Origin of the sequence: Lutispora saccharofermentans, assembly GCF_024363565.1 — a bacterium.
Classification (GTDB): domain Bacteria; phylum Bacillota; class Clostridia; order Lutisporales; family Lutisporaceae; genus Lutispora; species Lutispora saccharofermentans.
In genome coordinates this window covers 41,091-52,203 of sequence record NZ_JAJEKE010000009.1, presented here as the reverse complement: position 1 = coordinate 52,203, position 11,113 = coordinate 41,091, and the positions used below count along the sequence as shown (strand labels likewise).

Here is an 11,113-nt window from a genome sequence, read left to right as displayed (position 1 = left end):
TATGGCACATCAAAGCAAGGTGCGGACGCCTCAGACAGATGACGTCCGTATTCAGGAATTCCTCGATATGATCGCCCCGTCTGTGATTAAATTTTTCACGGACTATTTTATTTGCGGCAATACCTACCGCTCCGTATGGGCACTACGGGAGTATCCGACCGCCACGGAGGAACAGGCCATCCTCCGAAATCTGGGAGAGAAAGACGGAGTGACCCTGCACATATACACACGGCATGTGACTCCCGTGGAGGAAAAGAAAATCATTTCAAACGCCGCCAACAAAAACCGGATGCAGCGAAGCAGTACCCAGGATTTACAGCAGACGGTCACGGCGGAAAGCAATCTGCAGGACGTGGCAACCATCGTCGCACAGATGCATCGGAGCAAGGAGCCCCTCCTTCACGCGGCTGTTTACATTGAGCTGTTCTCTCACGATCCGGACCAACTGAAGCTCCTGCAGACCGAGGTGCTGACCGAGTTGGTGCGGAGCAAGCTCAACGTGGACAGGCTCCTCCTCAGACAGCAGCAGGGCTTTATTTCTGTCATGCCCTCCGGCTGGAACGTGTTCGGCGATCAATTTGAACGGGTGCTGCCCGCAAGCTCGGTCGCCAATCTTTATCCCTTCAACTACAGCGGTAAGACAGACCCCAACGGCTTCTGCCTCGGCAGGGACAAATTCGGCAGCAATATCCTCGTGGACTTCAACCGCCGAGCAGACGATAAAACCAACGCCAACATCCTCATCCTTGGTAACTCCGGTCAGGGCAAGAGCTATCTGCTAAAGCTCATTCTCTGCAATCTCAGGGAATCCGGCATGCGAATCATCTGCCTTGACCCCGAAATGGAGTTCGAGGATCTCACCAATAACCTGGGCGGCTGCTTCATCGACCTGATGACCGGAGAGTACATCATAAATGTCCTGGAGCTAAAGACCTGGGATGAAACCGGCGACCCGAAAGACGCTGAAGCGCCCCAGGCGTTCCGGCAGACCTCCAAGCTCAGTCAGCATATCAGCTTCCTTAAAGACTTTTTCAGGACTTATAAGGATTTTGATGACCGTCAGATTGACACCATAGAGATCATGCTGAGCAAGCTCTATGACAAATGGGGCATCACCGACCACAGTAACTTCGACCGCCTGAAGCCTGACGATTACCCCATCCTGTCTGACCTGTATGGGCTGATTGAGGAAGAATACAAGACCTTTGACGAAAGCCGCCGTCAGCTTTATACGGCGGATACCCTGCGGGAAATCTGCCTTGGACTCCATTCTCTGTGCAAAGGTGCGGAGTCAAAATTCTTTAACGGGTACACCAATATAAAGAACAGCGAGTTCGTGACCTTCGGCGTCAAGGGGCTTCTGCAGGCCAGCAAAAATCTGAGAAACGCCCTGCTGTTTAATGTGCTGTCCTACATGAGCAATGAGCTTCTCACCACCGGCAATACCGCTGCCAGCATCGACGAGTTCTATCTGTTCCTCTCCAACCTGACTGCCGTGGAATATGTCCGCAATTTTATGAAACGTGTCAGGAAGAAAGACAGCGCCGTAATCCTCTCCTCGCAGAATCTGGAGGACTTCAATATCGAGGGAATCAGGGAGTATACCAAGCCGCTGTTCTCCATTCCGGCTCATGCCTTTCTGTTTAACGCTGGCAACATCGACAAGCATTTCTATATGGATTCCCTGCAGCTGGAGGAATCGGAATACAACCTTATCCGGTATCCCCAGCGGGGCGTATGCCTATATAAGTGCGGAAACGAGCGGTATAACCTTGTGGTTCAGGCTCCTGAACATAAGGCGGCGCTCTTCGGAAAGGCAGGCGGACGATGACGAAAGGGGTGAGAAAGCATGGAGATGAAGGAACAGCGCTTCGGAGTAGAAATTGAAATGACAGGCATAACAAGGCAAAAAGCGTCTGAAATAGCGGCTTCTCACTTCGGTACAGCTTCCCATTATGACGGCAGTTTTTACAAAACATATTCCGCGCTGGATGGACAAAACCGCAAGTGGAGCTTTACCTACGATAGCAGCATCACTGCCCAGCAGAAGGTCGGAAGAACAATAGTAGAAGCCTCTGATGAGTATAAAACCGAGATGGTCACTCCCATCTGCCGCTACGAAGATATTGAAACCATACAGGAGCTTGTGAGAAAACTCCGCGGCGCTGGGGCGATTGTGAATAACAAGTGCGGTATCCATGTTCATATAGACGCCTCTCCCTTTAATGCCAACACCCTGCGAAACATCACCAACATCATGGCATCCAAAGAGGATCTGATTTACAAGGCAATGCAGGTGGAGGTGGCGAGAGAGCGGCAGTATTGTAAAAAGGTTGAGCAGAGCTTTCTCGAAGAACTGAACCGCAAAAAGCCCCGGACGCTGGATGCGGTCAGCCGCATCTGGTACAACGGTAACGATGGGCGCCATGAGCATTATCATGACAGCCGCTATCACTGCCTGAACCTTCACAGCGTGTTCCAGAAGGGTACTGTTGAGTTCCGGCTCTTTAATTCCACCACTCACGCAGGAAAAATCAAGGCGTACATCCAGCTCTGCCTCGCCATCTCAGCCCAGGCTCTGAACCAGCGGTGCGCCAGCCGCCAGAAAACACACAGCACCAACGAGAAATATACCTTCCGCACCTGGCTCCTGCGGCTGGGACTTATCGGCGATGAATTCAAGACCGCCCGGCTTCATCTGCTGGAGCATCTCGACGGATGCATTGCCTGGAAGGACCCGGCGCAGGCGCTCCAGCAAAAGGAACGATTAAGGCAGAAAAAAGAAAAAGAGCTGGCGGAAGCGGCTCAAGCGGCGGAACAGCAGGAGCAGACAACTGAAAACGAACAGGAACAGGCCGGGGTGGCAGACGAAAGCCCCGGCCTTTCCATGTCAATGTAGCAAGGAGGAATGAAGAAATATGAAACCCGAAACCCTGTATATCGCCTACGGTAGCAACCTGAATCTGCCGCAGATGGCGTTCCGCTGCCCGACAGCCAAAGTGGTCGGCGCCAGCGAAATCAAGGATTATGAGCTGCTGTTCAGGGGCGGACGGAAAAGCTCAGTCGCTACTGTGGAACCGCTTAAAGGCTCCAGCGTCCCTGTTCTCCTGTGGAAGCTGAAGGAGCGCGACCTGCAGGCTCTCGACCGCTATGAGGGATTTCCGTCCTTTTACCGCAAGGAAATACTGCCCGTAGAGCTGAAGGGCAAGACGATCCCTACCATGGTCTACATCATGAACGACGGGCATCCCTTCGGTTCACCTTCGGATTATTACCTCGACACCATCATGGATGGGTATAAGGCGGCAGGCTTTGACACGGAATTTCTGGAGCAGGCCGTGGAGAAGTCCATCCGTCTGGCGAAAGAGCAGCAGGAACGGGAGCCGGATCAGGGCACGCTGTTCGACATGAAATGGTGGTGATCAGCAATGGCAGATCCCGCAACCATTGCCATGGCGGTCAAAGCCGCCGTTGCTCTTGCCACCGACAAGCGGACGTGGAAAACAATCGGCGTGGTCATCGCTTCCATCCTGACGCCCATCATCCTGATTGTCGTAATGATAGCCAGCATCCTCTCAGCAGGCTCCGACCACAACAAAGCCGCTATCGATCTGTCTTTTAACGGCGGCAACATTCCTGCGGCCATGCCTGCCGATTACACCTCGCACATCAGCGAAATGAACGGATGCTTCACTGTTCTGGACAAAGCCATATCCGAGGCTGAAGCCCGTATGGAGGGTGGCGCTTTGGACAATATCCGCATCAAGTCCCTTTTTTATTCTCTGAATTTCGGCGCTGAAAATCTGTTCTTATCCGCAGCCGAAGCCCGCAACTTTGTCGATTGCTTCGTTACCGCCGAGGATGGCTCTGCTGTTCCCGCCAGCCTGGAAACCGCATATCAAAGGTCGTTCCGGCTGGGATTCGCGGTGACCTCCGAGGTCAAAGCCAACGCTCAGAAAATTTATGAAAGGATTGCATTCGGCGGCGCGGGGCTGTTTACCGGCGAGATTGAACGCGGCGGTACAGGGAGTACCGTGCTGGATATTTCCTCGTTCACAGACCCGTCGACCAAGAACAATCTGGATCTGGCTGCCTATGCCGAGCAAGCCTTTGAAGCCGGATGGGGTTATGTCTGGGGTACATACGGCGACGTCCTCACGGATTCGCTGTTCAGTTCCAAGCTGGAGCAGTACCCTGACGGCGTGGGTAACTACAAGGAATTCATCCGAAGCAATTGGCTCGGAGGCAGGACAACGGACTGCGTCGGACTGATCAAAGGCTATGGCTGGCTCGACCCTGACACGATGGCAATCGATTATGGAACCAACGGTATGCCGGATATCGGTGCGGATAGTATGTATAGAAACGCAGCGGTTTCCGGTTCGATGAACACCATGCCTGATATCCCCGGACTTGCTGTTTGGAAGCCGGGACATATCGGAATCTATGTCGGAAACGGCAAGGTCATCGAAGCCATGGGAACCAAATACGGCGTCGTAAAAACCAAGCTCGCCGACCGTTCATGGTCGGCGTGGCTCGAAATTCCCTACATCAACTACAACATAGGAGAGTGAAAATCATGCTGAAGCTGCAAGCAATCTTAGAACGCAAGGCGAGCGATTACCCCGCCTCGGACTGCGTAATCGAAAAAATCGTCGAGCTTCCGGAAGCCGAATACAAGTATTTCAAATCCGCTCCGCTCCGGGATATGCCCTTTATTGCTGAGAATACCGACCTCATGCACCGGGACGAAAATGGAGTGTTCCACTGTCTACTGGTGCTGGGCGATGGTTCCTCTGACGGTGTCCTGATCGAAGCGGAGGGATATAACTATGCCAGATACTCCAGCTATATGCCGGGGGCTCGTGAATTCGTGGCTGCACGCCTTAACAATCTGGCTGATCAAATCATTAAGGAGGGTACGCAAAGCACCTCTAACGGAACGTGGTCAATTTACTTTGACGAGCTACAGGAGCGGTATCATGTTCCCGTTTCGCCTAACAACGGCGTCGGCTCCATGCTCCTGAAAATCCTCGAAGCAAGGCCGGAGATGGCGGAGATCGAACCGATGGAGGATGGCTTTGATATGGTGTTCTATCTTGACTATTGCCCCAACCTCGATGAAAGCGAAAAGCTCTCATCTGAGATGCAAATGAATTTATAAAGGAGGAAACGAAAATGAGTACAACCGAATTAAAGATTCCCTTCCCTTCGGAGAGGCTGGATGCCCTCCGTTTTTTCATGGAGAAGAAGGATCAAACCATCGAACAGGAGCTGAAGGATTACCTCAACAAGACCTATGAACGGCTGGTTCCCCTCAATGTCCGCGAGTATGTGGAAAGCCGTTTGGAGCTGGAAACGACTCAGGAACAGACAGCGGAAACCCAATCGACTCCTGCTCCGAGGGAGCGTCAGCCTCGTGCTTCCCGTCGCCAGCGGGAACAGGCTGCAGCAGAAGCACCTCCCTCTTCGGAGGCTCAGTCAGAGACTGAAGCCCCTGCCGAGGAAGAAGCGCAGGGCATGACCATGAGCATGTAAACTGCAGAAAAGAAAGAAGGTGATGATTATGATAAAGCTTGGTGTGGACAACGGAAACTACAACACCAAATCCTCGGAGGGGATGATTTATGCCTCCGGGTATGCCGCAAGTGACAAAGAATTCATTATGCCGGAGATGCAGCTCTTTTTCGAGGGCAAGTATTACGCCATCGGTGAGCGTCGTCTGCGTTTTCAGCAGGACAAGACCAGGGAGCCGGATACGTTTATTCTGACGCTCCCGGCAATTGCGGAAGCCATGAAAAAAGCAGGGATAACCAATGCAGAAATCGCTCTTGGCGTGGGGCTGCCCATTGACAGCTATGGCACACAGAAGGAAGCCTTCAGGCGATATTTCCTGCGTGACAACATCTCGTTCCGGTTCGAGGGGGCATTCTATCGCTGCCGTATTGCCGAATGCAAGGTGTTCGCACAGGGGCATGCGGCGCTGTGCAGGTATTATTCGCAGCTAAAGGATTACCGAAGCATCACGCTGGTGGACATCGGCGGGTACACGGTGGATATTCTCACACTTCATGATTTCCGGCTTGACAGATCAAGCTGTGCCAGTCTCCGCATGGGTACCATCACCCTGTACAGCCGGATTCAGGATGCGCTCCAGCGCAGTGACATTCTCCTGTCGGATGGACTCGTCACGGATGCTATCCGCGGGGAGATCCAGCATACCGAAAGTAAGTTGATTGGAGCTGTTGTGGAGCAGACCGTGACCGCCTATTGCAAGGAGCTGTTCAATGCGCTCCGTGAGCGAGGTCTGGATCTGCGGCTGCCTATGGTGTTCGCGGGGGGCGGTGCAGAGCTGCTGGAACCCAGGCTGTACGAAAACAGCCTCAATACGGTGGCGGTGCTGAACCGGTTCGCCAACGCGGACGGCTACAAGCTCCTGATGGGGTGAGCTTATGTCCGAGCGAAAACGATATTATTTATCCTTCGATATGGACAACCCAAGGCATCGGGAGGCCGAGGCGCTCTTTGCACAGCAGGCCAGCAGGCAGCGCACCGAGTACGTGGTCAATAGCATCCTGACGGCACATCAGTCTGAAATTCTGGAGCAGATTGTACGGAAAGCGGTCAGGGATGTGCTGCAAAATGTCAAACTGCAGCAGCAAACCACACTGCCGGAGGAAACGGATGCCAGTGTTCAGCTGTCCGATCTTCCCGGCAGTCTTATACATGCCCTGGAGGAATTGTAACCATGTTGGCTCACTTTCCTGCCGCCCTTATACCAGATGGCTGAAAAGTACACCATCATGGCTCACTTTTCTGCAAACAACACCTGTGCATCAGGAGCAACCAGAAGATCCGGAGGAAACCCGGAGCATGACAATAAGTATTTAGGAGGCGAACATGGAGAAAACGATAAAGGTGATAATGGTGGAACCGATGAAGGAACCCTATCCTGCTGATGTTGAAAACACCTTGGAAGGATTGCAGAAGGCGGTTGGAGGATATATTGAAACGGTATATCTGGAGGATTATGTTGTGCTGGTCTGCAATGAAGAGGGAAAGCTGCTCGGGCTTCCCGGCAACCGTTCTCTTGGAAACGACATCATTGCTGGTACATTTTTTGTAGCTGGCAGCAATGATGATGGGGATTTTGTGTCGCTGACTGAGGACAAAATCCGGCAGTACAGTGATCGATTTCAAAAGCCGGAAGCCTTCACCCAGGAACAGGTGGAGGATGCTTCCACTATATTTTCATTAGATTTTAGCGTATGAAAGGAGTAAAGCTTCATGAAAAAAACTAATGTACAGATCAGCTTTGAAGCTGAAAAGCTTCGTGCTATCCACCAGTACATGAAGGATGAAACAGAACTGCAGGCCGAACTAGACACTTTGCTGCAAACACTGTATGAAAAGCACGTTCCCGCTCCTGTCCGGGAGTACATCGAAAGCCGGGATAAAAGCGTGACGGACGCCCCTATGCGCAGCACCCGCCCAACAGCTTCTTCAGGACAGAGTAGTCCAGATACGGACAGTGAGAAATAACAACTTGCAAACGCGCGTGTTGCCGCCTGTGTGCCCCTGTGTCGCGTTTTGACAGCAGGGGTGGCATCGTAACACTTGTGGGCAGGACAACGCCTTTTGTTGAGGCTTTGTTACGGAGCTTGAGAGGACAAAAACCATCCTCCGGACAGAGCCTCATAAAAGCCGCTTTGAGGGGTGAACCGAGGGGTTGAATTCCATGCGGGTTAAAGGTAGGTGGTCGCTATGCGACCTCCTGCCCCCTCACACCGCCCCGCAACGCGGGTCGGGGACGTTCACTAAGGTACACCTGATATAGGTTTTGGTCACCTTTCAGGTGGTTGGGAACTCTTATGAATCGACCTAAACGCAGAAAAATTAAGGCTTTTCCGGGGTACACCCGATGGGTGGTTCCGGAGCATTTTCAGAAAAGGAGGACTTCATATGACGGAAGAAACCAAAGACCGCATTCCGGTCTGGCTTTACCCCAGCACGATTGAATGTATGGATGCGCTTTTAGAAATGGACAACTGCAAAAGCAGGAGCGAATTCATTGAAAAAGCTGTCCGTCTTTACAGCGGGTACATTGCGGGTGAGAAAGGCGCAATGTTTTTACCGACCGCTATCACTTCGGCGATGTCCGGTATCGTCAGTACGACAGAAAACCGCATCGCCCGCGTGATGTTCAAGCTGGCTGTAGAGATGTCCATGATGATGAATATCCTGGCATCCACCGCAGACGTGGATGAAAATACCCTGCGGCGCTTGCGCGGAAAATGCGTTTCCGATGTGAAAAAATCCATCGGCGCTGTGAACTTTGAGGATGTGGCTAAATTCCAAAAGGGTGAATAGCCATGCCAAGGATTATTTTCAAATGCCGATATATAAAAAACTCTGCGGTGCATCTGGAAAACGTGGTAGAGTACATTGCTACGAGGGAAGGAGTGGAAAAAATCTCACCGGACATACGGATGCTGCCTGCAACACAAAAACAGGAGCAGTTCATTACGGATATCCTCTCGCAGTTCCCCGACTCGGTTGACTTGTTCGAATATGAGGATTACATGAAACAGCCGACTATGGAAACTGCATCAGAATTCATTAGTGCGGTGCTGGACCAGAATCTGGATCAGTTGTCCCATCAAGAAGTCTACGTCAATTACATCGCCACCCGTCCCCGCGCGGAGAAGCTGGGGAATCACGGACTGTTTAGTGACGCAGGTACTCCGCTGGTACTGTCAAGAGTGATGTCGGAGATTGCTGAGCATGCAGGTAATGTGTGGACACCTATCATTTCTCTGCGGCGGAAGGACGCCGCGCGGCTGGGATATGATAATGCCGCCGCGTGGATGGCTCTCATCCGCAAGCAGCGGAATATGTTTGCCGAGCAGATGAAGATTGCTCCGGAGAACCTGCGCTGGTACGCAGCCTTTCATAACGAGGGGCATCATCCTCACTGTCACATGCTGGTGTATTCTATCAATCCTCGTGAGGGATATGTCACAAAGTCAGCTATTGATAAAATGCGAAGCAGTATGGCAAGGGAGATTTTTCAGCAGGATTTGATTCAGATATATTCCGAGCAGACCACTCAGAGGAATGAGCTTGCTGAGAAAAGCCGCGAAGTCTTAAAAGAAATCATCGGCAGGATGAGCGGAAGCTTATGCGAAAGTGAAACCATGGAGGCTCTGCTCTCATATCTGGCAGAGAGGCTGAAGCATACCTCCGGCAAAAAGCAATACGGCTATCTCAAAGCGCCTCTGAAAACCGCCGTGGATAAAATTGTCGATGAGTTGGCGAAGGACGCTCGTGTCGCCGAAGCTTACGCAAAATGGCAGGAGCTTCGCAATGAAGTCCTGAGCACATACATGGATAAGCTTCCCGGTTCCGTTTCGCTTTCACAGCAAAAGGAATTCAAGCACATTAAAAACATGGTGATTACCGAGGCGATGAACATCGGCGGTCACCATTTCACCTTCGAGGGTGACGAGTCGGCGGACGAGCTTCAAGCCTCAGTGGAATCCGATTCTCCTTTGCCGGCAGATGAATACCAAGAGGCTATTGATGAGGCTCCGGAGGATGATGAAGCTGATGCCGGAAATCCCCATATCAAATGGAGCGACCGCTACAAAGAGGCCCGTACTTTCCTTTATGGCGGCAACGATACGGAGCCTGACTTTATACAGGCTCTACGTTTGTTTTTGGAGGAAGCCGAAGCTGGAAATGCTCTTGCCATGCATGACCTCGGCAGGATGTATGCTGACGGTCTTGGCGTCAGTATGGATACGGATATCGCATTTATGTGGTATGAAAAAGCTTTTTCCGCATTTATGGATATCGAAGCGAACAGGAAAAGCCGGTATGTGGAATACCGCATCGGGAAAATGCATGCGGCCGGTCTCGGAACAGAACAGGATTATGCAGAAGCGGCAGGCTGGTTTGAAATGGCAGCTTCCCGAAATCACAAGTATGCCCAATATTCTCTTGCCGGTCTGTACTACCGAGGGCAGGGTGTGAGCCAGGACTACGAAATGGCGTTCCAGCTTTACGGTAAAGCTGCCGTCCAGCGTGTTCCCTATGCCTGTTACGAGCTGGCGAAGATGTACCGTGATGGTATCGGCACTGAGAAGAATGCCGATTATGGTTTCAAGCGTCTGGAGGAACAAAGCCATGACGATAAGCTCCAATACCGCCTCGGTCAGATGCTTTATACCGGAACAGGCACGGAAAAGGATATACCGGCAGCCATCGAATACCTTGAAAAGGCAGCACGGCTCGGCAACGTCCATGCTCAGTATATGTTGGGCAGGATTTATTCCGACACGGACAGCGGTCATGTGAATATGGAGAAGGCTGTGGAATGGCTGACAAAGGCTGCGGATAGCGGCAGCAGCATGGCACAGTATGCCCTTGGCAAGCTCTATCGTGACGGTACTCATGTGGCGAAGGATATCGGAAAAGCAGTGGAGCTGTTCACGAAAGCGGCGGAACAGAACAATTCGTTCGCTATGTATCAGCTTGGAAAGCTCTATCTGCTCGGAGAGGATATTCCCAAGGATGTGGAGGCGGCTGTCAAATGGCTGACCAAATCCGCAGAGTTGGGTAACCAGTACGCGCAGTATGCTCTTGGGAAGCTATATCTCATAGGCAGAGATGTCCCCCGTGACCGTGATGCCGCAGTGCGCTGGCTCACCCTCTCGGCTGAACAGGGCAACATTTATGCTCGGTTTTTCCTTGATCATCCGGACTCCTTCCGTGATCCTTCCCTCTTTCTGGCGGCAACGAGGCTTCTGCATCATTTAAGCCGGATATTCCGTGACGAGCAGAAAAGGCTCTCCAGCGGTCCCGGCATGCAGACAGACAGCAAGCTCCGCAGAAAAATACGAGAGAAGAAGATCGCCCAGGGGCATGCGCCGGACGATCACGAGCTCAGACAAACAACATATTAAAAGGAGGGCTCCCATGCAGAGGCAACATTTAAAATATCCACGGAAAAAAGAACCAATCCCTGAAAAAATAAAACCGGCGTCATTCAAGCCATCCGCTCATCGGCGGGTGGCTTTTTTTCGCCGGTGCAGTAAGCGCAAACGCTGAC

At 52.0% G+C, this 11,113-nt stretch carries 12 protein-coding genes; all 12 read left to right on the top strand.

Going from position 1 to position 11,113, the window contains the following annotated elements; all coding sequences use genetic code 11:
* Position 1 precedes the first annotated feature (1 nt).
* The 12 genes from LJD61_RS11205 (at position 2) to mobP3 (ending at position 10,967) form a co-directional block, all read left to right on the top strand.
* Complete coding sequence (locus LJD61_RS11205; protein WP_255227631.1) at positions 2-1,831, top strand: VirB4 family type IV secretion system protein; 1,830 nt, start codon at positions 2-4, stop codon at positions 1,829-1,831.
* 18 nt (positions 1,832-1,849) lie between these two features.
* A complete protein-coding gene (locus LJD61_RS11200) occupies positions 1,850-2,899 on the top strand; it encodes an amidoligase family protein (protein ID WP_255227630.1) in 1,050 nt (349 codons plus the stop codon).
* 19 nt (positions 2,900-2,918) lie between these two features.
* Positions 2,919-3,422 carry a gamma-glutamylcyclotransferase family protein gene (locus LJD61_RS11195; protein WP_255227629.1) on the top strand — a complete coding sequence of 168 codons (504 nt, stop codon included), beginning with the start codon at positions 2,919-2,921 and terminating at the stop codon, positions 3,420-3,422.
* A gap of 6 nt (positions 3,423-3,428) precedes the next feature.
* A complete protein-coding gene (locus LJD61_RS11190; RefSeq protein ID WP_255227628.1) occupies positions 3,429-4,574 on the top strand; it encodes a hypothetical protein in 1,146 nt (381 codons plus the stop codon).
* A 5-nt stretch (positions 4,575-4,579) separates the two neighbouring features.
* On the top strand, positions 4,580-5,164 hold the full coding sequence (locus LJD61_RS11185) for a DUF6329 domain-containing protein (protein ID WP_255227627.1): 585 nt from the start codon (positions 4,580-4,582) through the stop codon (positions 5,162-5,164).
* Positions 5,165-5,178: 14 nt separating this feature from the next.
* Positions 5,179-5,538 carry a DUF6103 family protein gene (locus LJD61_RS11180; RefSeq protein ID WP_255227626.1) on the top strand — a complete coding sequence of 120 codons (360 nt, stop codon included), beginning with the start codon at positions 5,179-5,181 and terminating at the stop codon, positions 5,536-5,538.
* 28 nt (positions 5,539-5,566) lie between these two features.
* Positions 5,567-6,448 (top strand): ParM/StbA family protein, encoded by an 882-nt coding sequence (locus LJD61_RS11175; RefSeq protein ID WP_255227625.1) that lies wholly within the window; start codon positions 5,567-5,569, stop codon positions 6,446-6,448.
* Positions 6,449-6,452: 4 nt separating this feature from the next.
* A complete protein-coding gene (locus LJD61_RS11170; RefSeq protein ID WP_255227624.1) occupies positions 6,453-6,746 on the top strand; it encodes a plasmid segregation centromere-binding protein ParR in 294 nt (97 codons plus the stop codon).
* Between the two features lie 154 nt (positions 6,747-6,900).
* Positions 6,901-7,272 (top strand): DUF3846 domain-containing protein, encoded by a 372-nt coding sequence (locus LJD61_RS11165; RefSeq protein ID WP_255227623.1) that lies wholly within the window; start codon positions 6,901-6,903, stop codon positions 7,270-7,272.
* A gap of 15 nt (positions 7,273-7,287) precedes the next feature.
* The gene (locus LJD61_RS11160; RefSeq protein ID WP_255227622.1) at positions 7,288-7,542 is read left to right on the top strand and encodes a DUF6103 family protein; all 255 of its coding nucleotides are present in this window, start codon (positions 7,288-7,290) and stop codon (positions 7,540-7,542) included.
* A gap of 420 nt (positions 7,543-7,962) precedes the next feature.
* A complete protein-coding gene (locus LJD61_RS11155; RefSeq protein ID WP_255227621.1) occupies positions 7,963-8,370 on the top strand; it encodes a hypothetical protein in 408 nt (135 codons plus the stop codon).
* Positions 8,371-8,372: 2 nt separating this feature from the next.
* The gene (gene mobP3, locus LJD61_RS11150) at positions 8,373-10,967 is read left to right on the top strand and encodes a MobP3 family relaxase (protein WP_255227620.1); all 2,595 of its coding nucleotides are present in this window, start codon (positions 8,373-8,375) and stop codon (positions 10,965-10,967) included.
* Positions 10,968-11,113 lie beyond the last annotated feature (146 nt).

Coding starts and splice junctions, on each gene's coding strand:
- LJD61_RS11185 (WP_255227627.1), top strand. CDS start 4,580: ATGCTGAAGCTGCAAGCAATCTTAGAACGCAAGGCGAGCGATTACCCC.
- LJD61_RS11155 (WP_255227621.1), top strand. CDS start 7,963: ATGACGGAAGAAACCAAAGACCGCATTCCGGTCTGGCTTTACCCCAGC.
- mobP3 (WP_255227620.1), top strand. CDS start 8,373: ATGCCAAGGATTATTTTCAAATGCCGATATATAAAAAACTCTGCGGTG.
- LJD61_RS11180 (WP_255227626.1), top strand. CDS start 5,179: ATGAGTACAACCGAATTAAAGATTCCCTTCCCTTCGGAGAGGCTGGAT.
- LJD61_RS11190 (WP_255227628.1), top strand. CDS start 3,429: ATGGCAGATCCCGCAACCATTGCCATGGCGGTCAAAGCCGCCGTTGCT.
- LJD61_RS11170 (WP_255227624.1), top strand. CDS start 6,453: ATGTCCGAGCGAAAACGATATTATTTATCCTTCGATATGGACAACCCA.
- LJD61_RS11160 (WP_255227622.1), top strand. CDS start 7,288: ATGAAAAAAACTAATGTACAGATCAGCTTTGAAGCTGAAAAGCTTCGT.
- LJD61_RS11165 (WP_255227623.1), top strand. CDS start 6,901: ATGGAGAAAACGATAAAGGTGATAATGGTGGAACCGATGAAGGAACCC.
- LJD61_RS11195 (WP_255227629.1), top strand. CDS start 2,919: ATGAAACCCGAAACCCTGTATATCGCCTACGGTAGCAACCTGAATCTG.
- LJD61_RS11175 (WP_255227625.1), top strand. CDS start 5,567: ATGATAAAGCTTGGTGTGGACAACGGAAACTACAACACCAAATCCTCG.
- LJD61_RS11200 (WP_255227630.1), top strand. CDS start 1,850: ATGGAGATGAAGGAACAGCGCTTCGGAGTAGAAATTGAAATGACAGGC.
- LJD61_RS11205 (WP_255227631.1), top strand. CDS start 2: ATGGCACATCAAAGCAAGGTGCGGACGCCTCAGACAGATGACGTCCGT.